Origin of the sequence: Plantactinospora siamensis (assembly GCF_042434095.1) — a bacterium.
In the GTDB taxonomy this organism is placed as follows: Bacteria; Actinomycetota; Actinomycetes; order Mycobacteriales; family Micromonosporaceae; genus KBS50.
Window position 1 is genome coordinate 254,156 of sequence record NZ_JBHLUE010000034.1, and the last position, 25,466, is coordinate 279,621.

Below are 25,466 nucleotides of genomic sequence, written 5' to 3' on the forward strand. Positions count from 1 at the left end.
ATGATCCGCTACCACGGCTCACCAACTCCCCACCCGGGTTTGGATTCCAGTGACGCCCCACTCATTGAGCAGCGCATTGGCCTGGTCAACCTTCTTTTGAGAGGGTAGTTCATACACCGCCTGGAACCCGTGATGGCTGGCAACAGCCGCTTGCCGTTCGGCCTCATCCCGGCCGAAGCGGGTAAGCCCGAGCTTCCGATCGATGGCTTCGTCGCCAAAGGCGGAGTCGAACTTGGCGGTGATGACGCCGCCATTGCCGTCCGGCGCGCTGTACTGAGGCACTTGAGCTCTTCCCGTCGCCAGGTTCGACCTCGAACCGGCAGCGCCGCTCTGATACCTGAACCAGCCGCCTTGAGTGCTCGGGGCGGGCGGGGTGGAGTTCTGGAAGCCCCCTTCGTCCACCCAGTTGGCCGTGCTCGTCGCCCTGCCGCAGCCCAGGTTGACCAGGTTGTTGTTGTGGACCAGGACCGCGTCGTGGCCGGCCACGACGTAGTAGGTGTGAACCTCGGCGACCGTGAGGTCGCGCATCGTCTTCGCACCGGAGAAGCTCTCGACCTTGACGACGGTGACCCGATGTCCGGGGCCACCACCTCCCATCCCGGCGCCGGTGCCGTCGCCCTCGGTCCGCTTGTCGTCGTGCACCAGCAGTTGGTGACCGACCACGAGGTTCGCCGCGTCCACCCAGCGGTGGTCGGTGGCGTCCCAGAACGGGTGGTGCTGAGTGGTCTTCAGCGTGGCGGCATGGTGGGCCGAGGCATCCCGGACCGTGACCCGCGTGAGGTCTCGATCCCGGTTGCTGTGCAACGCCACGACCGGCTCGCCGCGACTCCCGCCGGTCGCCGGGTCGGTGGTGGCGACCTTGTCGCCCAGGGCCACGTCCTTGATCGCCTTGGTCGACCCGTCCGCCATCAGCACCCGGGTGGCCGGGTCGAAGCTGTGCGGCCGGGTCGGGATCGGGCAGGTACCACCGCCCGCTGACCCGGGTCCCTCGTGCGGCCGGGCCGATGCCGCCGAGGGCTCCTCGCCGCCCGGCAGGCCCTTGCCCTTACCGAGACCGGGCAGCTTCGAGCCGAGCCCGGGGATCTTGCTGGCGGCACCGCCGAGCAGCTTGGTGGCGCCGCCGGTGAACTTGCTGGTGCCGGCCGACAGGGCGCCGTCCAGGCCGCCCTCGATCATTGTGCTGGCGAGGGTGCTGAGCGAGAACTTCTCGTCGCCCCGGGCCACGTCGACCATGTAGCCCGCGCCGGCCGACATGGCACCGGCCACGGCGCCGGCCAGGATGAGGCAGCCGATGCCGGTGGCGCACAGGGCGCCCACCGCCACGGTGGCGGCGAGGCCGACGGCCGCGGTGGCCACGAACTTCCACGGATCCTTCTTGATCGCGGCGACCGTCGACTTGACGCTCTTCACCGCGCTCTTGACCGCCTTCTTGGCGGTCTCCTTCACGCACTTGCTGGCACCCTTGGACAGGCATTTCTTGGCCGCGTTGTACGCGTCGGAGACCTTTTGGATCTTCTTCTTGGCCCACCGGACCGTGGTGTCCTTGATGACCCGGGCGGCCTTCCGGATCTTGTGACCCACCTTCTTGGCGGCCTTCTTGACGTCCTTCCACGCCTTGCCCGAGGCCACGTAGTGGTAGGTGTTCACGGCGGCGTGGTACGTGCTGACCGCCGCGTGGTAGGTGGTCTGCACCACCGTCTGCACCGCCGCCACCGGATGCGTCACGACGTTGACGATCGACTTGAAGCTCGGCAGGCCCCAGTTGCCAGTCGGGTCGGTCGTGGTCATCGGATTGTCGTCGCCGTACTGGAACCGGTTGGCGTTGACGGAATCCGGCACCGGGTTGTTGGCGACCGGGTCCCGGGTGTCGAACTGGCCGGTCGCCGGGTTGTACCAGCGGGCCAGCATGTTCACCCGGCCGGTCAGCCCGTCGGTCCACTCCGACTGGTAGCCAAGGTTGCCCACCATGCCCGCGGTGGCCAGCACGGCCCCCAGCGGGTCGTACGTGGTGGACCCGCCCAGCGCCGTGCCGGTGGCCGAGAACTCCCCCACCACGTCGTCGTGCTGGTCGGTCCAGGTGTACGCCGAACCCGCCCCGGTGCCACTACCGGCGCCCAGCAGCTCGCCGTTCGGACCCCGGGTGTAGGTGGTCCCGGAGTCCTGGGCGAGGTCGTTGCCGAGCCCGCTGTACCGGAAGCCCGGCTGGATGGCCCGGCCCAGGGCGTCGTACGTGTAGCTGCTCGTGCCGCCCGCGGCCTGCTGCGACAGCACCTCGCCGAACGCGTCGCTCACCGTGTTCAGCTGGCCCGCCGCCGAGGAGGTCTGCTTGAGGGTGCCGCGCGCGGTGTACGCGTACGTCACGCTGCCGCTGCTCTCGGTGGCGAGCTGGTTCCGGGCGTCGTACGCGAACGTCTTCGACCCGACCTGCGTGCGGTTGCCCGCGTCGTCGTAGCCGTACCCCACCGTGGTGCTGCCGTTGTTCCACGAGGTGAGCCGGTCGGCGAGGTCGTAGGTGTAGGTGTTCGAGCTGGCGCCGGCGAAGCCGGTGGTCACCTTCGACGTCTCGTTGCCGTTGTTGTCGTACCCGTAGGTGATCGAGCCGAGCGTCGTGGTGCCCGCGGCGTTCTTCAGCGTGTCGGTCTTGAGCCGGTGCAGCCCGTCGTACCCGAGCGTCCGCACGTTGCCGGAGCCGTAGGTCACCGAGGAGATCTGCGACATCGCGTTGTAGCCGAGCACCGCGTTGATCCCGGTGGTGGCGTTCGAGACCGTCTTGAACCGGCCGGCCGTGTCGTAACCGAACGAGGTGGTGCCGGCCGCGTCGCTGCGCGAGGTGACCTCGCCGTCCTTGTTGTACGCGTACGAGACGTTGTCCTGCGGACCGCTGATCGACAGCGGCAGCCCCCGGTCGTCGTACGCGATGGTGTTGGTGCCGGACGGCACGGACAGCGAGGTGATCCGGCCCGCGTCGTCGTAACCGAAGGCGCGGTCGGCGGTCGCCGCCTCGGCCCCGCTGCCGGTCTGCCCGGTCAGCCGGTCCAGGTCGTCGTAGCTGTTGTGCACCCGCACGTTGCCCGGCGAGAGCTGGTCCGTCGGCCGGCCCGCAGCGTCGTAGGCCACGCTGAAGGTGCGGTCGGCCAGATCCGGGTACGCCGGGGTGACCGGCTCGATCTGCGACTCCGGCTTGTTCCACGAGTTGTACGTGGTCCAGAAGGAGATGTTGCGGCCGTCGGTGAACCGGGTGCGGTTGCCGGCCGCGTCGTAGCCGAACGAGGTCTTGATCGAGGTGGTGGCCGTGGTCGGCTGCGTCTCCCCGGTGATCCGCCCCAGCGCGTCGTAGCTGAGCGTCGTGGTGGTGTTCCGGGCGTCCCTGGTCGACGTCGGGTTGCCGTTGTCGTCGTAGCTCACCGACTCGCTGGTCAGCTGGGCGTTCGAGGCGTCCAGGTGGGAGGTCTGGACCTGCCGGCCGGCCGGGTCGAACGAGGCCAGGTCCTTGGTCTGGTCCGGGTTGGTGGTCTTCACCACCCGGCCGAGGCCGTCGTGCTCCAGCAGCGTGGTGTTGTTGGCGCCGTCCTTGACGCTGATCGTCTCGCCGAGCGCGTTGTACCCGTACGAGGTGGCGACGCCCTCCGGCGAGGTGGTCTTCTGCAGCCAGGGCCCCGACCCGTACGCGCCGGTGCCGTAGTCGTAGACGGTGGTGTTCGTGGCCGGGGTCGGCTGCCGGACCACCTGGCTGCTGGTGAGCTTGCGGCCCAGCATGTCGTAGGTGGCGCTGACCTTCGCGCCGGTGGCGTCCACGGAGTCCAGCAGATCCCCGACCGCGTCGTAGCGGGCCGTGGCCGACTTGTTGGTGGGACCGGTGACCTTGGTGACGTTGCCCAGCGAGTCGTACTCGTAGGTGGTGGTCTTGTCCCGCGGGTCGGTGCTGGAGGTCAGCTGGCCGAGCTTGTCGTACCCGGTCCGGCTGGTGGCGCCGATGATCGGCGCGCCGCCACCGGGCGGGGTGTAGTCCGGCAGGATCGTCTGGACCGGCCGGCCGGCCGCGTCGACCCGGTTCTGGATCACGTTGCCCAGCGGGTCCTGCGCCTCCACCTGCTCGCCGAAGGCGTTGTAGCCGATCCGGCTCACCGGCCGGGCGTTGACCACCGTGCCGCCGAACACCTCGGTGTCCACCGCCGGCGCCGTGGTCTGCGCGGCCTGCCCCGCCTCGTCGTACTGGTAGTCGGTGACGTTGCCGAGCGGGTCGCGCACCGACGTGGTGAGGCCGCGCTGGTCGACCGTGTTGACGGTGGTGATCTCGTTGGTCCACAGCGCGCCCGCGGTCCGGCCGTTGCCGGCCGCATACAGGGTGGACACCTCGGCCGGGGTCAACGCCCGCTGGTACACCTGGACGTTGTCGACCGAGCCCTTCATGGTGTTCCCGCCACCGTTGCCGTAGCTGTTGCCGCCGATGGTGAGGCCCTGGGTCGAGGCGAACGGCGTCGGGTTGGTGCCCGGGGTGCCGGCCACGTTGTTGACGTAGAGCGCCATCCCCTTGGTGCTCGCGTCAAAGACGCCCACCAGGTGCACCCAGGTGTTGGCGGTCAGCGCCGTGCTGGAGTTCGCCGAGTAGTACGCCGACGGCGTCGCCGAGTCCGAGGACGGCGAGATGAAGGCCCACTTCTTCAGCGAGATGCTGTACTGCAGGAAGAAGGCGCCGTGGTTGTTGCCGCCCTGGCCGACGATGGTGTGCCCGGTGGTCAGGTCGGCCACCTTGGCCCAGGCCGAGACCGAGTACGACTGGGTGGTGTCCAGCACCCGGTCCTGGGAACGCATGGTGTAGACGCCGTTGAAGTTGGCCACCCCGCCGGCGGTGCTGGTGGTGCTCGCGTCGAACTCCATGTCGTGGTGCGACGGGGAGGAGTCGTAGCTGATGGCGGGCCGCAGGCCCAGGAAGCCGGCGTTGTCGTCGACGCTCGTCTCGTCCAGCTTCCACCAGCCGGCCGGGCCGCTGGCCACGGACTTGCCGACGCTGCTCGACGTGACCCGGCCCATCGCGTCGTAGCCGGTGCGGTTCGTGGAGAGCACGGACCGGTTGGCGCCCACGGCCGTCCGGGTCGCCGTCAGGTGGTCGTCGCCGTCGTAGCTGTAGGTGTTGACCCGCTCGATGCCGTCCGGGGCCACGGTGGCGGAGATCAGCCGGCTCGCCGGGTCGTACAGGTAGCTGGTGGTGGTGGCGCCGTTGTTCTCCTTCTTGGTGGCCAGGTTGCCGGCCTCGTCGTAGGTGTTCTCCTCGAGCACCTGGGTCTGCACGCCATCGGTCCGGCTGACCTTCTTGACCTTGCCGTCGCTGTAGTAGTCGTACTTCGTGGTCCAGTTCATCGCGTCGGTCTCGGACGCCAGGTCGCCGTTGGCCAGGTAGGCGTTCGAGGCCACCCGGGTGACGGTGCCGTCCCGGCCGGTCACCGTGGTGGTGAGCAGCCGACCCTCGGGGTCGTAGTCGTCCCGCACGACCCGCAGGACGTCCCCGGATGGGCAGGGCGTCGACGGGGCCGGGCTGCTGTCGCAGGTCGTCTCGGCCGTCTGGTTGCCGTACGCGTCGTACTCGTACAGCGTGACCACGCCGGTCGGGTCGACGGCCTTGACCAGCTGGCCGTACCCGTTGTAGCTGTTGGTGGTGTCCCGCGCGGCGTCCCCGCCGGTGGTGTCGGTCTGGCTACGCGTCAGCACGTTGCCGTCCGCGTCGAAGGAGTCGACGGTGCGCAGCGTGTGTACGGCCCCGGTGACCCGGTTCGTCACGGCCGGCTCGGTCGACTCGACGACCTGCCCGTCGTTGTCGTAGACGTACGAGGTGGTGAGGCCGGCCGGGTAGGCCGTGGAGGTGACCTTCCGGGAGGTGGCCCGGCCCAGCCCGTCGTAGCCGAACTCGGTGACCAGGCCGGTCGCGTCGGTGATCCGGACGGTGTCCCCCGCCGCGTTGTACGCGGTGGTCTGGGTGGCGCCGGCGGCCGAGGTGGTGGTCAGTGGCAGCCCCGGCGGGGTGGTGCCGCCGCCCACCGCGGGCGTGCTGGCCGTCGTGTACGTCATCGACACGGTCCGGCCGTTCGGGAAGTCCGCCACCGGCGGCGAGACCATCCTGGTGCGGTTGCCGGCGGTGTCGTAGCTGAACGTCGTGTGGTAGCGCTCGTCCTTGTCGTTCCGCGAGCGCGGGTCCCGGATGTCGGTGAGCTGGTCGTTCCGCGCGTCCGGGGTGAGCTGCGTGGTGGTGGCGTCCGGCCAGTACGAGTAGTACGTGGTGTCGCACTCGCTCAGCTCGTCGTTGTGCGGCCGGCCGCAGGTGGTGGACCGGATGGTGTTGCCCCGCACGTCCTTGCCGGACTCGGTGACCTGGCCCAGCGGGTCGTACTCCACCGAGGCGAAGCCGCCCACGTCGTACCCGTAGCTGGTGGTGTTGCCCAGCACGTCGGTGTCGGCGATCAGCCGGTTGCCGTTGACCAGGTCGAAGTACTGGGTGGAGACCTTGTCGGTCGGGTCGGTGACGCTCACCTTGGAGACCGGGGTGAGGGTCGGCCCGGTGGTGTCGGCCGTCGGCGAGCCGACCGCCTTCGACGCCAGGTAGTGCGCGTTGACCTGTGCCGCGGTCAGCATCTTGTCATAGAAGCTGAACTCGGCGATGTTGCCGGTGAAGTAGCTGGTGGTCCCGGACGAGCCGGCCAGCCCGGAGGTGTAGCCGGCGCCGACGAACGCCGGCCCGCCAATCGTCTGGTAGGTCCCTGTCTTGGCGGCCGCCAGCTTGTTGTCCAGGTAGATGGCCTCGACGTTCGCCATCCAGTCCTTGCCGAGCACGACGTGGTGCCAGAGCCCGTCGTTGACCTTCACCCCGGTGTTCATCGTGATGGCCGCGCCGGTCTGCTCCATGCCACCGCGCAGGATGCCGTCCGAACCGATGTAGAGCGCCGGCACGTTGCTCGAGGTCCCGGGTGTGCCGGAGTAGCTGTACAGCACGCCGCTCTTGGTGGTGCCGGCCGGCACCTTGAACCACATCTCGACCGACTCGGGACCGTCCGTCGTGCCGCTGGCGGTGTCGCCGGTCCCGCTCAGGTACGCCGAGGTGCCGTTGAACACGGCGCCGTAGCGATCCGCGAACGGGCTCGTGGTGTTCGGCTGGGTCGTGTTGAAGGCGACGTTGTGGTATTGCATCGAGCCGCCGATGACCTCGTTGCGGGCGTCGGCCGGGGCGTCGATGTCGCCGAGCCGGAAGTAGTCCCGCGGCCGGGCGCCGAGGACGGCCGACACGTACCCCTGGCTGGAGGCGATGCCCTGCGGGACGCCGATCTTCCAGACCCCGCCGTTCTCGTCGGTCACCCGGCTGACCCGGCCGGAGACCCGGTCGTAGTCGACCGTGGCCTGAACCCGGCCGGCCTCGCTGGTGATCTTCGACAGCTGGGCGGTGCCCGCCCGGCCGCTGCCGTACAGGGACGTGACGGTGCTCGCGGTGAGCGCCTGGTTGTACAGCGACACGTCGGCGATCGAGCCGGTGAAGAACGACGCCGTGGCGGTGGTGTTCGGCTGGCTCGGCCAGGACCCGCCGAGGAATCCGGCCCCGACGTACACGTTCGGGGTGCCGGCGAAGCTCATGTCGATGGCGCCGGTGGCCGTACCGGCCACGGCGCCGTCCAGGTAGAGCGTCTGGTTGCCGCCGTTGCCGGCGAGCACGACATGGTGCCACTGGTCGTCGTTGACCGTCTTTGCCGAGGTCGGCAGGTTGCTGATGTTGTTGTTCCAGAACTCGCCGCGCAGCTTGCCGTCCTGGCCGATGTAGAGGGCCGGGAGGTAGTTGCCGGGAGTGGTGGCGCCCGGCGTCACCGTGCCCTGGGAATAGCCGAGCAGCACGCCGCCCGCCGTGGCCGTCTTGAACCACAGGCTCGCGGACTGGTACGACTCCTTGGCCACCACCTTCTGCCGCAGCTGCACCAGCGAGCTGGTGCCGTTGAAGGTGGCCGCGGTGGAGTCCGAGGCGGCCAGCGGACCGGGAGCGCCGAGCGCCACGTTGGTGTACGTGGCGTTGTCGGCGCCGTCGTTGGACAGCACCGAGCTCATCGCGCTGGTCGCGCCCGGCGCCTCGTTCAACCGCCAGTACGAGTACGGGTCGGCGTTCAGCGTCACGGCCTCGTGCTGGGATGCGGTGGTGTACGCGTACCCCGTGCAGTGCGTGCCGTCACCCGGCGGGCAGACCCCGGTGAGGTTGTCCCTGTCGTAGGAGTAGGTCCAGGTGAGCCGGGTGGCGTTGTCGCCCGGGGTGACCGGGTCGGTGAGCACCGTGGCCACGTGCGGAGCGCTCGCGCCGGCTGGGGTGGCCCAGGTGACCGACAGGGTGCGGCCGGAGGAGCCCGAGACGACCTGGTCGACGTGGCCGTCGGCGTCGTAGTGGAACGTCTCGGCCCGGCCCGAGGCGTCGGCGATCCGGGTGATCCGGTAGACCCCGTTGCCGGCCGAGCGGGTGAACTCGTACGACGTGGCATCCTTGTCGGTCAGCGAGTAGCCGCCGGTCATCGTCTTGAAGACGGAGAACCGGCCCAGCGGCGGCACGAACGTGCCGTCCGCGTTCCGGCCGAAGGCGACCTCCTCACCGCTGGGATAGCGCACCGCGACGGTCTGCAGCACGCCACCGGCGTCCGGCTGCTCCCGGACCTGCATGTCCAGGATGGACGACCAGCCCTGGGCAAAGGCGCTGTCCGCCCGGGTGTCCCGGCTGTTGTAGTCCCGGGTGATCGACAGCGCCGGGCCGGCGGTGGCCACCTCGGCGTCGCTCTCGGCGGTGGTGTAGTTGCCGGTGCTCGGCTCGTAACCCTTGCCGCCGTTCTGCGCCAGGTCCGAGGTGATCACCGGCTGCGGCACGGCCGTGCTGAACGCGTACGCCGTGCTGACGGCCGAGCTGGACGAGTAGTCGTTCACCTGGACGGTGTAGCTGTACGTCTGCCCCCAGGCGAGGACGCCGGCCGGCACCCGCCAGACGCCCGAGGCGACCCAGCCGGAGGTTGCCACCTGCGTGCCGGCCGAGTTCTTGACCACGAACGTGTATCGCAGCCCCTTGTTGGGCCAGCTGTCCGAGTCGTGGCCGCCGGCCGCCAGCTCCGGGGTCAGGCTGTTCACGGTGTAGTTGTCGGCCGGGTAGCGCACGTCCACCTGCGGCGCCACGTTGTCGGTGTACGTCACGTCGATGAACGGGGTGCACTTGATCGAGCCGTACGTGGCGTGGGTGCAGGTGAGCGTCGAGTTGGCCGAGGTGAACCGCTTCCACGCGGCCGTGTCGGTCTCGCTGGCCTTCAACGCGAGACCGTAGTTGCCGCCGCCGGTCACCCACTCGTTGACCTCGCTCACGGTCAACGGCACCGACACCCAGGTGCCGACGTTCCGCGTCTTGGCCGTGTTGCCGCAGGCCGCGGTGCTGGTCGGCGACGCGTTGCCGATCGAGGCCGACAGCGCCGGGTAGGTGCCGAACCGGACGCTGCTGGACCAGTTGGCGGTGACCCGGTAGACGTCGAACCGCCGCGCGGCGCAGGTGCCGCCGACACCCTGGTAGCTCATGAACACGTTCAGGTCGGCGGCGCTCAGCTTCTTGCCCGCGTACGTGGAGCCGAAGGTCGGGAACGGCAGCAGCGCGCGGGCCCTGCCGGTGGCCGTGGCGTCGAACGTGCCGAGCGCAACGTTGTCCTCGCCGGACCGGTCCACCTCGGTGGTGTCCGACTGGACGTAGAGGTCCGCGGTGGTGTCGGCGATGGTGCCGGTGGACGGGTCGAGCAGCACCGGGAACTTCCGGGCCGGATCGCGCAGCCAGGCCGCGTCGAAGCTCATCCGCAGCGCCCAGCCCGAGCCGTACGGCACGATCCGGTACGCGACATTGTGCGAGATCGCGCCGCTGCCCGACTTGTCGACGCTGGCATCCTCGAGATAGCCGACCGGCATCCGGGCGGCCACCGAGCCGTCGGCCGCGGTGAAGACGGCGGCGCCGTCGGCGTCGATCCGCGGCGTGAGGCCGCGCAGGGTGAGCGGGTACGTGTACTCCGTGGGCGCCTGCGCGGAGCGCAGCACCAGGGTCTCCTTGACGGCCGCGCCCGCCACGGCCAGCGTCACGTCGACATCGCGGAACACGTCGTCGTAGGTGAGGGTCTCCCGGTCCACCCGGGCCGGGCTCGGCGCGGCGCCGGCCAGGCCGTACCCGAGCGACCGGTCACCGCCCAGCGGCATGGTCACCAGCGGGCCGCCGGCCGCGCCACCCGAACCGGCGGCACCCGATCCGGCGGCCGCGGCGCCAGCGAAGCTGATGCCGAGCTGATTGGCCCGCACCTGGTACCGGCCGTCGGCGCCGCGTACCAGCGTGCTGTCCATGGCGTGCCAGGCGCCGGCGCTGTCGCGGTAGTTGACCGGGCGCTCGAAGACCCGCCGGGTGACCGAACCGTCGGCGTTCTGGTAGACCTCGGTGTTCGCCGTGGACGCCGGCATCAGCCGCTTGCTGGTCCGCTTGTCGAAGCCGGACCGGCCCGGGCCGGTCGTCCGGACACCGGCCGCCGGCCGGTGCGGCTGGAAGCGCGCCAGCTCGCCCCTGGCGCGTTCGCCACTGCCCTTGGCCCGGCCGGGCGCGGCCTTTACGTAGTGACCGGGCACCGACCGGCCGCTCTGCTGGTGGGGAACCGGCGGGACGCCGGCCCAGGAGATCCGCATCGACAGGGCGGATCGGAGCCAGCCGAGCGGCCAGCCGGCGCCGCCCTGGCCCGCTCCTGGCGGCTGGGGGACCGCGACGGTCAGCGCGAGCACCGCGACGAGCACGGCTGCCACGCGCCGGGCCGCCGATCCCCACCGGCCCGCCCGCCGGCGCCGGACCGGAATCCGCGCAGCATCCATCAGCTGACCGCCCATGGCAGCCCCTCCCCCGTGATCCACTTACGCGAGAAGCTTCCTGGACGTTGGCTGGGAAAACAAGGTATCCAAAAGTATGAGATCACTTAGGAGCGTTATGGACCGCCTCGGTCATCCGGTCCCGAACGGCCGCGGTGATGGCGTCCGGACCGGCGGCGGGCACGGCGGGCAGGGCCGGGTCGGGTGAGCTGCCGACGATCAGGTAACGCACGCCCGGAAACTGCCCGTGACCGGCCGCGGTGGCCGCGACGGGACCGGGCCCGACCGCCACGATGAGGCCGCACCGCTGCACGCCGAGGGAGTTGAAGTAGCTGGCCGCGTTGCTCGGGGTCTGCGCCCCGGCCACGCTCAGATACTGCACCTTGGCGGCCGTGGCCAGGGACGCCTGCTGCATGCCGGCCCAACTGGCCCTGGCCTGCTCGCCGGCCAGGCCCTTGTCGTCGGTCAGCAGGCAGGCCGTGAACGAGCCGTAGCGCCGCTCCCGCGGCGCCTCCCCGCCGGACGGCCAGACCAGCCACGTCACCAGCCCGGTCAGCACGACGAGGGCCGCGAGCCCGGCCAGGATCCACTGTCGACGCGACAACGCGGGCATGCCCCACCCCCAACCGCCGGGCTCCCCGGCCCGGTCGGGAAGAGACCCTACGTCGCCGTCGCCGCCGCCCGGGGGGCGGATCAGTCGCCGAGGGCGATCCGGTACCCCACGCCGCGCACCGTCTGCACCCGCGGACCGCCGTCCACGGTCCGCAGCCGGCGCCGCAGTCGCTTCACCGCCGAGTGCAGGATCGCCGTGTCGCCCAGGTACGCGCCGCCCCAGACCGAGGCGAACAGTCGCTCGTACGTCCACACCCGCACCGGCGGGCTGGCCAGCCGGGCCAGCAGCTGGCGTTCGAGCCGGCTGAGCGCCAGTGGGCGGCCGCGCCAGCTCACCAGGTGCCCGTCGGGGTCCATGGTCAGCTGGCCGAGTGGCCCCGGCCGGTCGGCGCCGGTACTGCCGACGGGCTCGGCGGCGGGCCCGGGGGCGGGTGCGTGCGGGACCTCGCCGGGGGCGGGTGCCTGCGGGACCTCGCCGGGGGCGGGTGCGTGTGGGACCTCGCCGGGGGCGGGAAAGAGCATGGCCCGCAGTTCGGCCAGGTCCGAGCAGAGGACCAGCGGCCCCACATCATCCAGCCGTCGCATCAGGCGCTCCCGGAGGCCCCGGTCGGCCGATACGCACACCACCAACGCCAGTTGTCCGTTCGACACCGAACCTCCCCGCGGCCGTCCGTAGCCCAAGCCAACGCGACCCATCCACGGGCGTCAACACCGATGAGGACCGATATCGGGCCGCATTCGGTCGGTCCTCGGTCGGCTGACGCGATTTCGACCCGATACTGGCCGACCCCATCCATTGATCACCGTGGCTTGCCGAATTGAGCATGACAGCAGGTCCAGGCGGGGAGGGCGGACACCCCATCCCCGCGCGGGGCGGCGCCGGACATCCCGGGGCCGCGGCACCGGCGCCGGCCAGCCCGGACGAACGGCGTCATTCAGGTGGGGAGGAACGATGTCCATCCGACCAACAGGACGGCGATCCCGGGGGGCGTGGCTGCGACGGCCGGTGGCCGTCCTGGCCGCCGTGCTGCTCGGCGTGACCGCCCAACCGGTGATGTCGACCGCGGCGCAGGCCGCGGGCGACGGCGCCCGGGCCACGGTAAACAAGGATCTGCTCGCCGAGCTGGCGACCAAGGGACGCACCAGCTTCACCGTGTACCTGCGCGAACGGGCCAGCCTGAGCGGGACGGCCGGCCTGCGCGACTCCGGCGCCCGGGCCACCGAGGTGTATCAGCGGCTCACCGGGACCGCCCAGCGGAGCCAGGCGGGGCTGCGCTCCCTGCTGGCTGAGCGGAAGGCGCCGTACACGGCGTACTGGATCGCCAACGCCGTGCGGGTGACCGGCGACAAGGCCCTGGTCGACCTCATCGCCGCGCGGTCCGATGTGGAACGCCTTGAGCCGGCCCGGACGTACAAGCTGGTGGACCCGGTGAGCCCGACGGTCGGCGCCGGCGGCAAGACCGCCGCCCGGGCCGGAACGCAGGCGGTGGAGTGGGGCCTCACCAACATCGAGGCGCCGCGGGTCTGGAGCGAGTACGGCGACCGCGGCGAGGGCGTCGTGGTGGCCAACATCGACAGCGGGGTGCAGTACGACCACCCGGCGCTGGTCGGCAAGTACCGCGGCAACCTCGGCAACGGCAGCTTCGACCAGAACTACAACTGGTACGACCCGGCCGGGATCTGCCCGAGCGCGGCGCCGTGCGACAACGAGGGCCACGGTACGCACACGATGGGCACGATGGTCGGCGACGACGGCGCCGGAAACCAGATCGGCGTCGCCCCCGGCGCGAAGTGGATCGCCGCCAAGGGCTGCGAGACCGACCAGTGCTCCGACGCGTCGCTGCTGGCGGCCGGCCAGTGGGTGCTCGCGCCCACCGACCTGAACGGCCAGAACCCGCGGCCCGACCTGCACCCGGACATCGTGAACAACTCCTGGGGCGGCGGCCAGAACGACCCGTGGTACCAGCAGACCGTCGCGGCCTGGCGCGCGGCCGGCATCTTCCCGACCTTCTCCAACGGCAACGCCGGCCCGGCCTGCGACACGGCCGGCTCCCCGGGGGACTACCCGGAGACCTACTCGGCCGGCGCGTACGACATCAACAACCAGATCGCCGACTTCTCCAGCCGCGGATCGTCCCGGGTCGACGGCGGGATCAAGCCGAACATCGCGGCGCCGGGCGCCGACGTCCGGTCCAGCGTGCCGAACAACACCTACGCACGGGCCAGCGGCACCTCGATGGCCGCGCCGCACGTGTCCGGCACGGTGGCGCTGCTCTGGTCGGCCGCGCCGAGCCTGCGCGGTGACCTCGCGGCCACCGCCGCCCTGCTCGACGACTCCGCCACCGACGTAAACGACACCAGCTGCGGCGGCACGGCCGACGACAACAACGTCTACGGCGAGGGCCGGCTCAACGCGTACCAGGCGGTCACGGCGGCCCCGCGCGGCGCGGTCGGCCGGGTGACCGGCACGGTCACCAACGCCGGCACCGGGGCGCCGCTGGCCGGCGCCACGGTCAGCTCGGAGGGGCGGAGCGCCACCACCGGCGCCGACGGCCGGTACACCCTGACCCTGCCGGCCGGCGAGCACACGGTCACGGCCACGGCGTACGGCTACGCCAGCCAGACCGCCACCGTCACGGTGCCGGAGGGCGGGGCCGTGACCCGCGACTTCGCCCTGGTCGCCTCGCCGACCGTGACGATCTCCGGCACCGTCACCGACGGCTCCGGGCACGGCTGGCCGCTGTACGCCAGGATCGAGGTCACCGGCCGACCCGGTGGCCCGATCTTCACCAACCCGGTCGACGGCCGGTTCTCGTTCACCGTGCCGGGCGACGCGACGTACAAGCTCACCACCACGGTCCGGTACCCGGGCTACCGGACGGTGACCACCGACGTTGCCGTGGCGGCCGCGAACAAGACGGTGAACATCGCGGTACCGGTCGACGCGTCCTGCACGGCGCCCGGGTACTCGGCCAGCCTGAGCGCGCCGCTGCTGTCGGAGTCCTTCGACGGCGCCGGCACCCCGGCCGGCTGGTCGGTGGTGAACCGGACCTCCGGCGGCGGCTGGCAGTTCGACGACCCGGGCGGCCGGGGGAACCTGACCGGCGGCGCCGGCGGCTTCGCGATCGTCGACAGCGACGCCCTGGGGATCGACAACAGCCAGGACACCGACCTGCGCACCCCGCCGGTCGACCTGTCCGGCGCGAACGCCCCGGTGCTGCGCTTCAACAGCGACTTCCGGGCGGTCGGCACCGACGACTCGGCGGACGTCGACGTCTCGGTCGACAACGGCGCGACCTGGACCAACGTATGGCATCAGACGGCCAGCCGGCGCGGGCCGACCGTCGAGGAGGTGCCGCTCACCCCGGCGGCGGGCGCGGCCGGCGCCCTCGTCCGGTTCCACTACGTCGGTGACTGGGACTGGTGGTGGGAGGTCGACAACGTCCAGATCATCAACCGCAACTGCACGCCGGCGACCGGCGGCCTGGTGGTCGGCTTCACCACCGACCAGAACACCGGCAGCCCGCTCAACGGGGTGAAGGTGTCCAGCGTGGACACGCCCGCCGACAGCGGCATCTCGGCGGCTACCCCGGAGGATCCGAACATTCCGGACGGGTTCTACTGGTTGTTCTCCAGCCAGGTCGGCGCGCACAAGTTCACCGCCACCAAGTCGCCGTACGCCCCGGCCACCAAGACCGTGACGGTGGTGGCCGACGCGGTGAAGCGGGCCGATTTCGCCCTCAAGGCCGGCCGGCTCAGCGTGACGCCGGGCAGCATCGAGTCGTACCAGCCGTACGGCAGCACCCGCAGCACGACGCTCACCGTGACCAACTCCGGCAGCGCGGCGGCCACCGTGCAGGTGCTGGAACGGCCCGGCGGGTTCGACCTGCTCGGCCGCCAGGGCGCGGCGCTGTCCGAGCACCGGATGAAGGGCATCAGCAAGGCCCAGAAGGGGGTGAAGTACGGCGCCAGGGGCAACCCGGCCGCCGCCGCGCCGAGCCAGTCTTCGCTCGCGACTGCGGGGCTGGCAAACCCGGCCAGCTCCTCGCGCTCGCCGGGGATCGACGACGCCTGGGTACGGGTGGCCGACCTGCCCGCCGAGCTGTACGACAACGCGGCGGCCACGCTGAACGGCAAGGTGTACTCGGTCGGTGGCGGCTCGGACACCGGGCTGGCCGCCAAGGCGTACGTCTATGACCCGGATGGCGACGCCTGGACGACCCTGCCGGACCTGCCCTCGGCCCGGTCGAAGCCGACGGCCGCCGCGGTGAACGGCCGGCTGTACGTGCTCGGCGGCTGGGCGGCCGACGGCACGCCGGTGGCCAGCGTGGACGTCTTCGACCCGGCCACGGGCTCGTGGAGCACGCTGTCCGGGGTGACCAACCCGGCGCCCCGGGCCGCGGCCGGCGGCGCGGTGGTCGGCGGCAAGGTCTACCTGGTGGCTGGCTGCGCCGACGCCGAATGCACCGACTCGGACTCGACGGTGGTGTTCGACCCGAAGACCGCCTCGTTCAGCGCCGGCGCCGCGTACCCGCACTCGGTGTCCTGGCTGTCCTGCGGTGGCATCTCCGGCGGCGTCTACTGCGCCGGCGGGTTGGGCAGCACCGAGTTCACCGACACCTACCGGTACGACCCGGCGGGTGACGACTGGGCGCGGCTGCCGGACATGCCGACCGACCTGTGGGGGTCGCAGTACGCGGCCGCCAACGGCCTGCTCGTGCTGGCCGGCGGGGTCACCGGCGGATCCACCGCGGTGACCAACCGGACCATCGGGTACGACCCCGCGGCCGGCGCCTGGCAGGACCTGCCGAACGCGCAGTTCAGCCGGTATCGCGGCGCGGGCTCGTGCGGGGCGTACAAGATCGGCGGTTCGCCCACCTCGTTCGTCGGATCGAAGGAGACCGAGCACCTGCCCGGGCTCGACCGGTGCGTCGACGAGGGCGACGTGCCGTGGCTGTCCGAGTCGCCGGAGACCTTCACCCTGGCCCCGGGCGCGTCCCGGACCGTGACGGTCACCCTGACCGCCACGGCGGCGGCCGGGGTGGCTCAGCCGGGCACCTACACGGCCGAGCTGGGATTCCGGTCCGACACCCCGTACCAGGTCGGGGACGTGCCGGTCACCATGCACGTCCAGCCGCCGGCCAGCTGGGGCAAGCTGCAGGGCACGGTGGTCGGGCAGACCTGCGCGGGCGACCGGGTGCCGGTCAAGGGCGCCACCGTCCGGGTCAACTCGCTCGGCTCGCCGGGCACCGGATACACGCTCAGCACGGACGCCCAGGGCAGGTACGTCTACTGGGTGCCCAAGGGCCGGTACGAGGTGATCGCGGCCAAGGACGGCTGGATCCCGCAGGTGACCCGGATCCAGGTGGACGCCGGATTCGTCAAGACCCTGGACTGGGTCCTCGCCCCGGTCACCCCCTGCGGCAACCGCGCCAGCGGCCTCTGACGGGCTGAAAGGAAGGGCCCCTTGTTATCGCTTTTTGTATAGCAAGGGGCCCTTCCTAACGGCCGGGGGGTCGGCGCCGGCACGGACGGCGGCGCCGGCATAGACGGCGGCGCCGGTCGGGAAGATCCCGGCCGGCGCCGCCGCGTACGTTGCCGATCCGTCAGCCGACCGTGACGGCCACCTCGTTCACGCCGCGGCCGGCGGTCACGGTGGCGTCGCCGTTGCCGTGCCGGGACAGCGCCCGCAGCGTCCAGCTGCCCGGTGCCGCGAAGAACCGGAACTGACCGGCCGGCGAGGTCACCACCTCCGCGGTGAACTCACCCGTCGAGTCGAGCAGCCGGACGTACGCGCCGGCCACGGCCTCGCCCGACTCGGCGCTCACCACGCCGGTGATGACGGTTTCCTTCTCCAGGTCCAGGCTGGCCGGCAGCGGCGCGGCCTGGTCGGGGGCGGCGCAACCGGCCGCGCTCTGAGCAGCAGGAGCGGTCATCTCAGGCCTCCCCGGGCTCATCGCCGAGCGCCACCGGGACGCCCACCAGCGAGCCGTACTCGGTCCACGAGCCGTCGTAGTTCTTCACGGCACGCTGGCCGAGCAGCTCGTGCAGGACGAACCAGGTGTGCGAGGAGCGCTCGCCGATCCGGCAGTAAGCGATGGTCTCCTTCGCCTCGTCGAGCCCCGCGTCGGCGTACAGCTTGCGCAGCTCGTCGTCGGACTTGAAGGTGCCGTCCTCGTTCGCCGCCTTGGACCACGGGACGCTGATCGCGGTCGGCACGTGGCCGGCCCGCTGCGCCTGCTCCTGGGGCAGGTGCGCCGGGGCCAGCAGCCGCCCGGCGTACTCGTCCGGCGAGCGGACGTCGACGAGGTTCTGGCTGCCGATGGCGTTGACCACCTCGTCGCGGAAGGCCCGGATGGACGTGTCCGGCTCCTGCGCCACGTACCGGGTGGCCGGGCGGCTCACCGCGTCGGTGACCAGCGGCCGGGCGTCCAGCTCCCACCGCTTGCGGCCGCCGTCCAGCAGCTTCACGTCCCGGTGGCCGTAGAGCTTGAAATACCAGTACGCGTACGCGGCGAACCAGTTGTTGTTGCCGCCGTACAGGATCACGGTGTCGTCGTTGCCGATGCCCCGCTCCGAGAGCAGCGCCTCGAACTGGGCCTTGTTGACGAAGTCCCGGCGGACCGGGTCCTGCAGGTCGGTCCGCCAGTCCAGCTTGACCGCGCCGGCGATGTGGCCGCCGTCGTAGGCCGAGGTGTCCTCGTCCACCTCGACGAAGACGACCCCCGGCGCACCGATGTGCTTCTCGGCCCAGTCGGCCGAGACGAGTACGGTGTCGCGACTCATCAGATCACTCCCTGATCGCAGATGGGTGGTGGTGAGCCAGCGCGTGCGGGTCACTGCCCGATCTGTCGGTCGGCACGCGCGGGACCCAGGACGGTTGGATCACGGTTCGTGCGACGGCGTCGGTGCCGGGGGCGGAAGGGGAGCCGGGAACGGACTCCACGTGCCGGGCCGCGTCAGGCGGCCGGAAGCTGCCGCGCCGTCAGTGGACGGTGCGACACAGGCAGGTGGCCACGCGGCACAGGTCGACCGCGCGCCTCTTGGTGAGGAAGGTCCCCATGAAAGCGGAGCCTACCAGCGTGGCCGCCCCGAGCCCCAGAGCCGACCACGATCCGGGAGCCGAGACCCAGGTCACGGCCGCCGGATCGATCCGGGCGGATCCAAGGGGCCGCACCGGGTCGACCGGCGGGCCGGCCGGCGAGCGAGCGGGCCGGCGAACGGGCCGGCCGGCGAGCGGGCGAGCCGGCGTCAGCCGGACACCGAGCGCAGCGGGACGTTCCGGGCGTCGGCCGTCACGGCCAGCCCGTCCGGCTGCGGCTGCACGTCCTTGACGGCGAGCTGGAAGGGCAGCTGCGGCAGCGGGATGTTGATGGAGATCTGGCTGGCGTAGTTGCGCAGGGCCGCCTGGGCCAGCGGGATGTTCGGCAGCTCGTCGGCGGTGAGGTCGTCGAACTTGAGCGCCACCTGACCGTTCTGCACCGCCAGCTTGGCGGTGCCGCGCACGGTGAACTTCTGGCCCAGCAGGTCGACCGGGGCGGTGATGCCGAGCTTGCCGTTCTGCGCGGCGAGCTGGACGCCGGGCCGGTTGATCAGCTTGGCCACGCTGTCGTACGAGATCGTTCCGGTGCCGTGCACGGCGCCGGCCGTCACGTCACCGCTGCCCGAGCGCAGGGTGTCGAGGGGGGCGTCCACGTTCCGGGCGTCGATGTCGACCCGGGGCAGGCTCACCCCCTTGCCCTGGACCGCGCCGTTCACGTCGGCCAGCCGCATCGAGATCGACTCGTAGCGCCCCTTCAGCACCTGAGTGAGGAACGGGAAGCCACCCACCGACACCGACTGGACCTGGGCGCTGGCGTCCTGCTTGGCGACCTCCTGGCGAACCCGGTCGGCGATGGTCCGCTCGGCGAACCCGGCCGCCACCCGGTCGGCCACCACCAGCAGGCCGGCCAGCACGATCACCAGCACAAGCAGGCCGACCAGCAGCCGCCGGCCGCGCCGCCGCGGCCGTTCCCCGTACGCATAGCCGCCAGCCACGTCGCCTCCAAGCCTCGATCGGGTCCGAGTCCCGTTACCCGAACGAGGCTCGATTGAATCAGCGGAAGAAGACCGTGACGGCGTAGGCCACCGGAACCGCCAGCGCGAAGCCGCCCAGCGGACCCTGCATGTGCCGGGCCAGCCACATGGTCGGGCGCTCGCCGGCCATCTGCCGGCCCGCCTCGGCATAGCCCACCGCGAGGTCGGCCAGCACCGCGGCGCCGGCGGTCACCAGCCCCACCACCGCCGAGCCGGTCGGATGGAAGCTGACCAGATAGCTGCCGATCACGGCGGCCGCCAGCGTGCCGCACATCGCGCCGAGCACCACGCCGACGGCGCCGCGGGGCACCTGCGGGGCGAGCCGGGGACGCGGCAGCACCGCGTCGACGAGCCGGGCCACCACCAGGGCCACCCCGGCCGCCGCGAGGCAGACGAAGATCGCCTGGGTGCCGCCCGGTTTGCGGCCGAGCACGATGAGCGTTCCGAACGCCACCACCCCCACCACGATCAGCAGGGTGGCGCCGAGGGACTCGGTCACCCTGGTCCGGTCAGCCCGGCGGATCAACTGGCCCAGCACCGCCACCGCCAGGCCGCCCGCGGCCACGTACCCCAGCGGCGCCAGCACGGCCAGCTTGGGCAGCGCGGCCGCCGCGTCAGCGCCGGCCGCCACCAGCACGCCGACGCCCGCGACCAGCGGCAGCGCCGGCGGCCGCATGGCCATGGTCCAGGCCAGCACATAGAGCACCTGTACGCCGAGAACCACGATCGCGAACGGCACCCGGTGCCCCGGTCCGGCCGTATGGGCGCCGAGCACCAGGCCCACGCCCAGCAGGGCGGCGAAGGCGGCCACCGACACCGAGAGCGCCCGCCGGATCGGCACCACGACCACCGGCTCGCCCTCGGCGGCGTCGGGTTCCGCGCCGCGCCGCCCGATGCCGGTGGTGGACTCGCCGCGCCGCCCGGTGGCGGTCGTGGAATCGCCGCGCCGCCCGATGCCGGTGGTGGACTCGCCATGCCGCGCGCCTGCCGGGCCGTGCGCCGCCGCCCCGTCCCGGTCGGACCGGCCGGCGCCGCGCCGGCCGGCCGGCGCGGCGGCGTTGCCGCGGGGCTGCCCGGGTGGGCCGGTCCAGGTCTCCTCCGGAGCGTCCGACCAGGGCTCGTCCGGCCCGGGGGGACGGTGCGGGCCGCCGTAGGGCGGGTTCGGTCCCGGCCCGGTGGGGTAGCCCCGAGGGTCATGGTCGGGGCGGCCGGCCGGTCCGGGTTGCCGGTCGCGACCGGCCTCGGATGGCGTCGAGGGGAACACGCCACGATCGTGCCAGACGGCGGGGGCAACACGCCGGTCACGGTTTCGGGCAGGAAAAATATCCGGACGATGTAGGCGTCAACCGGCGCATTCCGGAACGGCGATCCGGGTCCGAGCCGGCGGCCGGACCCGCCGGATCCGCTAGGCTCGTGGCACCTGCCCGTCAGCGCAGCCGGGATCGACGGTCCACGACCCACCGGCCTGCGGCCGGCGGTGTGACGGTCTCGGCGCGGCCGCGAGCGGCCGCCCGGACGGAGGTGAGTAGTGCAGATCTTACTGCTGGTCACCGCGCTGCCCGGTGATTCATCCACCGTGCTTCCCGCGCTCGACCTGTTGCCGCACTCGGTCCGCACCGCGCCGCGGGACGTCCGCACGCTGGTCGCCGGGCCCAGCCCGGACGCCGTGCTGGTGGACGCCCGGTCCGACCTCGGCGACGCCCGGGCCACCTGCCGGATGCTGCGCGCCACCGGCCTCGGGGTGCCGCTGGTCGCGGTGGTGACCGAGGCCGGGCTCATCGCCGTGAACGCCGACTGGGGGGTCGACGACGTGGTCCTCGCCGGCGCCGGGCCGGCCGAGGTCGAGGCGCGGCTGCGCCTGGCCATCGGCCGGATGAGCGCGGCCACGGCGGCCACCACCGGCCTGGTCCGGGCCGGCGAGCTGACCATCGACCCGGACACGTACGCCGCGCGGCTCAAGGGCCGTCCGCTCGACCTGACGTACAAGGAGTTCGAACTGCTCCGCTTCCTCGCTCAGCACCCGGGCCGGGTCTTCACCCGGGACCAGCTGCTGCGCGAGGTCTGGGGCTACGACTACTTCGGCGGCACCCGCACGGTGGACGTCCACGTCCGGCGACTGCGGGCCAAGCTCGGCTCCGAGTACGAGTCGATGATCGGGACGGTCCGCCAGGTCGGTTACAAGTTCGTCGTACCCCCCGGCCGGAACCTGCCGGAGACGGAGCCGGCGCCGCAGCCGCTGTCCGTCTGATTCGACCGAATTCCCACTTTCGCGTTTTTCGTCGGCCAAGTGCGAGAAAACCTCTTTTACCCCCATACCCGGTCCTAGGCTGAGCCAGGATCACTTACGGAGGCCGGCCGGAGGCCCAGCCAGCGCGCTGGCCCCACCGTGCCGGCCGGGGCGACACGGGGGCACGAGGCATGAGGTCATTTCCGGCGCTGCGGCTGATCACCCTGGTTGCCCTGATCGTCGTCGGGGTCCTGGGCGCCGTGTACGCCATCGGCCGGTCGGTCGGCACCGGCAGCTCCGGGCAGCATCCGGCCGCCGCCCGACCCTCCGCCTCGGCCCCGGCCGTCGCGCCCGACCTGCGGTACGACCCACGGCCGCCGTTGCCGCCGCAGCGCAGCGGCGCGGCCGGCAGCCGGTGGACCACCGGCACCAGCCAGGTCGCGCTCACCTTCGACGACGGCCCGGACCCGACCTGGACCCCGCAGGTGCTCGCGCTGCTGCGGGCGTACGGCATCAAGGCCACCTTCTGCATGATCGGCCAGAACGCGCAGGCCCATCCGGAGCTGGTCCGGGCCGTGGCCGCCGAGGGGCACACGTTGTGCAATCACTCGTGGAGCCACGACCTCACGCTGGGCCGGCGCACTCCGGAGGCGATCCGGACGGACCTCGCCGGCACCAGCGCGGCGATCAGCGCGGCCGCGCCCGGCGTGCCGATCAAGTACTTCCGGCAGCCGGGCGGCAACTGGACCGCGCCGGAGGTCGAGGTGGCCCGGGAGATGGGAATGACCTCGCTCGGCTGGGGGGTGGACCCGCGGGACTGGTCCCGGCCCGGCTCGGCCGCGGTGATCCAGACCGTGCTGGGCGGCACCGTGGAGGGCTCGGTGGTGCTCATGCACGACGGTGGCGGCGACCGGCAGCAGACCGTGAACGCCCTGCTCACCATCCTGCCCACGCTGAACGACCGGTTCGAGCTCACGGCCCTGCCCACCACCTACCAACCGGCGGCGTACGCGGCGGTCGCCAGCCCGTCGGCCACGGCGACGCCGGCCTCGACGGTCGGTCCCACGCCGCGACAGAGCCCGGTCCGGCCGGATCCGGTGGTCGACGACGGCTCGACCGCGGCCGACCGGATCGGCGCGGACCCGGCGGCACGATCCGGCGACGGCCTGCCGGGCGGCGACGGGCCGGACCCCGGCGGCACCGGCTGACCCGGCCGCCCGAACCCCCGGGCGGATACGGTGACAGCATGATCCGAGCCGCTTCTGGAGACGACATCCGGCTGGCCCGCACGGCGCGCCTGGGCCCGGAGGACCTGCCGCCGGTGCTCGCGCTCGCGGCGGCCGCCGGGGTGAGCGACGGCGCGGACCCGCTCTCCGAGCAGACCCTGCTGCGGCTGCGGCACGGCGGCCCGGCCACACTCAACCACCTCGTCGCCCGCACGGCCACCGGCTCGGTGGCCGGCTACGCGCAGCTCGACCTGGCCGCCGGCCGGGACGCCGCCGTGGCCGAGTTGGTCGTGCACCCCGCCGAGCGGCGCCGCGGCATCGGCCGGGCGCTCCTTTCCGCGGCGCTCGGAACGGTCCGGGCGGACGCCGCCGACCGGTCCGCAGCGAGCCTGGACGTCTGGGCGCACGGCGACCACCCGTCGGCCGCCGCCCTCGGCCTGGACCTCGGGTTCGCCCGGGAACGGGTGCTCTGGCAGCTGCGCCGGCCGCTCACCGGCGAGCTCGCCGCACCGAGCCTGCCGGACGGGGTGACCCTGCGCCCGTTCGTGCCCGGGGCCGACGACGCCGCATGGCTGGCCGTGAACGCCCGGGCCTTCGCCGACCACCCGGAGCAGGGCCGCTGGGCGATGGCCGACCTGCGGGAGCGGATGGCCGAACCTTGGTTCGACCCGGAGGGCTTCCTGCTGGCAGTGGCCGAGGACGACGGCCGGCTGCTGGGCTTCCACTGGACCAAGGTGCATCCGCCGGCGGTGGACCGGACCGAACCGCTGGGCGAGGTGTACGTGCTGGGCGTCGACCCGGGCACGCACGGCCGGGGCCTCGGGCGCGCCCTCACCCTGGCCGGACTGTGGCACCTGCGGTCCCGGGGCCTGCGCCGGGTGATGCTCTACGTCGACGAGTCGAACCCCGCCGCCATGCGCCTGTACGCCCGGCTCGGCTTCGGCCGATGGACGGCGCACGCCACGTACCGGTTGGGCCTCGACGGTTAGCCGGTCGGCCCTCGCCGGAGGGCCGAAGGACCCAGGCGCGGCGGCCGGGCCCGGGTCACGCCCGGATCACGAAGCGGTCGCGACACGATCGCGGCCGGGGTGTCAAGTCCGGAAAAATGGCCATACCTGTCGTCGAGTTCACCTAACGGACAACCTGCCCTCAGCCAACTGTGAGCCAGTCGGCCGCGCCTGTTCATCCTCCGTTCACCCACGGCCGACGATCCGTCCACCTGGCCCTCCTACCTTGCGTCGTGGCTGGTCATGAACCGGCGCCCGGAAACCCCTCCGGGGAACCGACCATGTGAAGGGAAACCCCTCAGGTGAAGCTCCAGCGGCACGGCGCCATTGCCTGCCTCGCTATGACCGCGGTTCTCGCGCTCAGCGCCTGCGGCTCGGACAACAACGGCTCGGGCGGCGCGGCCGCGCCCTCCGGCTCGGCCGCGAGCGACTGCGGCACCGGCACGATCAACGCCGCTGGGTCCTCGGCGCAGAAGAACGCCGTGGCCGAGTGGACCAAGGCATACCAGAAGACCTGCAACGGCCTGACGATCAACTACGACCCGTCCGGCTCCGGCGCCGGCATCCAGGCGTTCATCGCCGGCACCGCCGACTTCGCCGGCTCGGACTCGGCGCTCAAGCCCGAGGAGAAGCCGAAGGCGGACGCCCGCTGCTCCGGCGGCCAGGCCGTCGACCTGCCGATGGTGACCGGCCCGATCGCGGTGGCCTACAACGTTCAGGGCGTGGACAGCCTGCAGCTCAAGCCGGCCACCCTCGCCAAGATCTTCGCCGGCAAGGTCACCAAGTGGGACGACCCGGCGATCAAGGCCGACAACGCGGACGCCAAGCTCCCGTCGGCCGCCATCCAGACCGTGCACCGCAACGACGAGTCGGGCACCACCGACAACTTCACCAAGTTCCTGTCCAAGACCGCCACGACGGACTGGACCTTCGACCACGCCAAGACCTGGAAGGCGCCGGGCGGCACCGGCCAGAAGGGCTCGGACGGCGTCACCAACTTCGTGAAGAGCACCCAGAACGCGATCACCTACACCGAGCTGTCCTACGCCGAGAACGCCGGGCTGAAGATGGCGAAGATCCAGAACGGCGCCGGCGAGTTCGCCGAGCTGACCGCGGAGAACGCCGGCAAGGCCGTGGCGGGCGCCAAGGTGGCCGGCCAGGGTGACGACCTCGCGCTGTCCATCGACTACAGCACCAAGGAGGCCGGCGCCTACCCGCTGGTCCTGGTCACCTACGAGATCGTCTGCACCAAGGGCCTGTCGGCCGACAAGCTCAAGGCGATCAAGGGCTTCCTCAGCTACACCTCCAGCACCGAGGGCCAGCAGGCGCTGAGCGACCTGGGCTACGCCCCGCTGCCGGACTCGGTCCGCACCAAGGTGGCCGACGTGGTCACCAAGCTGGCCTGAACCACCCGCAGTTGACCATCCCTTCCGAACGGAACGAGCG

12 protein-coding genes and 1 pseudogene are annotated in these 25,466 nt (G+C 72.0%); 5 read left to right on the plus strand and 8 right to left on the minus strand.

Going from position 1 to position 25,466, the window contains the following annotated elements; all coding sequences use genetic code 11:
- Nucleotides 1-18: 18 nt before the first annotated feature.
- The 3 genes from ACFFHU_RS30315 to ACFFHU_RS30325 form a co-directional block, all read right to left on the minus strand.
- Complete coding sequence (locus ACFFHU_RS30315; protein WP_377343917.1) at nucleotides 19-10,812, minus strand: LamG-like jellyroll fold domain-containing protein; 10,794 nt, start codon at nucleotides 10,810-10,812, stop codon at nucleotides 19-21.
- Nucleotides 10,813-10,975: 163 nt separating this feature from the next.
- Entirely contained in the window at nucleotides 10,976-11,485 is a 510-nt protein-coding gene (locus tag ACFFHU_RS30320; RefSeq protein WP_377343918.1) for a type 1 periplasmic-binding domain-containing protein, read from the minus strand.
- Nucleotides 11,486-11,565: 80 nt separating this feature from the next.
- Entirely contained in the window at nucleotides 11,566-12,135 is a 570-nt protein-coding gene (locus ACFFHU_RS30325; RefSeq protein ID WP_377343919.1) for a winged helix-turn-helix domain-containing protein, read from the minus strand.
- 301 nt (nucleotides 12,136-12,436) lie between these two features.
- Here ACFFHU_RS30325 and ACFFHU_RS30330 point away from each other — a divergent pair, with 301 nt between their 5' ends.
- Nucleotides 12,437-16,930: a S8 family serine peptidase gene (locus ACFFHU_RS30330; protein WP_377343921.1), complete on the plus strand. Its 4,494-nt coding sequence runs from the start codon at nucleotides 12,437-12,439 to the stop codon at nucleotides 16,928-16,930.
- Between the two features lie 160 nt (nucleotides 16,931-17,090).
- Here the strand turns inward: ACFFHU_RS30330 and ACFFHU_RS30335 are convergent, their stop codons facing one another.
- The 5 genes from ACFFHU_RS30335 to ACFFHU_RS30355 form a co-directional block, all read right to left on the minus strand.
- Nucleotides 17,091-17,420 (minus strand): DUF1416 domain-containing protein, encoded by a 330-nt coding sequence (locus ACFFHU_RS30335; RefSeq protein ID WP_377343922.1) that lies wholly within the window; start codon nucleotides 17,418-17,420, stop codon nucleotides 17,091-17,093.
- A gap of 1 nt (nucleotide 17,421) precedes the next feature.
- The gene (locus ACFFHU_RS30340) at nucleotides 17,422-18,270 is read right to left on the minus strand and encodes a sulfurtransferase (protein WP_377343923.1); all 849 of its coding nucleotides are present in this window, start codon (nucleotides 18,268-18,270) and stop codon (nucleotides 17,422-17,424) included.
- A 199-nt stretch (nucleotides 18,271-18,469) separates the two neighbouring features.
- Nucleotides 18,470-18,547, minus strand: coding sequence for an Ms5788A family Cys-rich leader peptide (locus tag ACFFHU_RS30345; protein WP_377344078.1), 78 nt, complete (start codon nucleotides 18,545-18,547; stop codon nucleotides 18,470-18,472).
- A gap of 188 nt (nucleotides 18,548-18,735) precedes the next feature.
- Nucleotides 18,736-19,521 (minus strand): LmeA family phospholipid-binding protein, encoded by a 786-nt coding sequence (locus ACFFHU_RS30350; RefSeq protein WP_377343924.1) that lies wholly within the window; start codon nucleotides 19,519-19,521, stop codon nucleotides 18,736-18,738.
- Between the two features lie 58 nt (nucleotides 19,522-19,579).
- Nucleotides 19,580-20,824, minus strand: a complete 1,245-nt coding sequence (locus tag ACFFHU_RS30355) for a hypothetical protein (RefSeq protein ID WP_377343926.1) — start codon at nucleotides 20,822-20,824, stop codon at nucleotides 19,580-19,582.
- A 264-nt stretch (nucleotides 20,825-21,088) separates the two neighbouring features.
- Here ACFFHU_RS30355 and ACFFHU_RS30360 point away from each other — a divergent pair, with 264 nt between their 5' ends.
- From ACFFHU_RS30360 to pstS, 4 genes and pseudogenes are all read left to right on the plus strand, one after another.
- Complete coding sequence (locus ACFFHU_RS30360; RefSeq protein WP_377343927.1) at nucleotides 21,089-21,808, plus strand: winged helix-turn-helix transcriptional regulator; 720 nt, start codon at nucleotides 21,089-21,091, stop codon at nucleotides 21,806-21,808.
- 170 nt (nucleotides 21,809-21,978) lie between these two features.
- Nucleotides 21,979-22,773: pseudogene (locus ACFFHU_RS30365) on the plus strand (polysaccharide deacetylase family protein); the annotation flags it as partial.
- Between the two features lie 260 nt (nucleotides 22,774-23,033).
- Entirely contained in the window at nucleotides 23,034-24,002 is a 969-nt protein-coding gene (mshD, locus tag ACFFHU_RS30370) for a mycothiol synthase (RefSeq protein WP_377343928.1), read from the plus strand.
- A gap of 320 nt (nucleotides 24,003-24,322) precedes the next feature.
- A complete protein-coding gene (gene pstS, locus ACFFHU_RS30375) occupies nucleotides 24,323-25,426 on the plus strand; it encodes a phosphate ABC transporter substrate-binding protein PstS (protein WP_377343929.1) in 1,104 nt (367 codons plus the stop codon).
- Nucleotides 25,427-25,466: the final 40 nt, after the last annotated feature.

Coding starts and splice junctions, on each gene's coding strand:
- ACFFHU_RS30335 (WP_377343922.1), bottom strand. CDS start 17,420: ATGACCGCTCCTGCTGCTCAGAGCGCGGCCGGTTGCGCCGCCCCCGAC.
- mshD (WP_377343928.1), top strand. CDS start 23,034: ATGATCCGAGCCGCTTCTGGAGACGACATCCGGCTGGCCCGCACGGCG.
- ACFFHU_RS30340 (WP_377343923.1), bottom strand. CDS start 18,270: ATGAGTCGCGACACCGTACTCGTCTCGGCCGACTGGGCCGAGAAGCAC.
- ACFFHU_RS30330 (WP_377343921.1), top strand. CDS start 12,437: ATGTCCATCCGACCAACAGGACGGCGATCCCGGGGGGCGTGGCTGCGA.
- ACFFHU_RS30320 (WP_377343918.1), bottom strand. CDS start 11,485: ATGCCCGCGTTGTCGCGTCGACAGTGGATCCTGGCCGGGCTCGCGGCC.
- ACFFHU_RS30345 (WP_377344078.1), bottom strand. CDS start 18,547: ATGGGGACCTTCCTCACCAAGAGGCGCGCGGTCGACCTGTGCCGCGTG.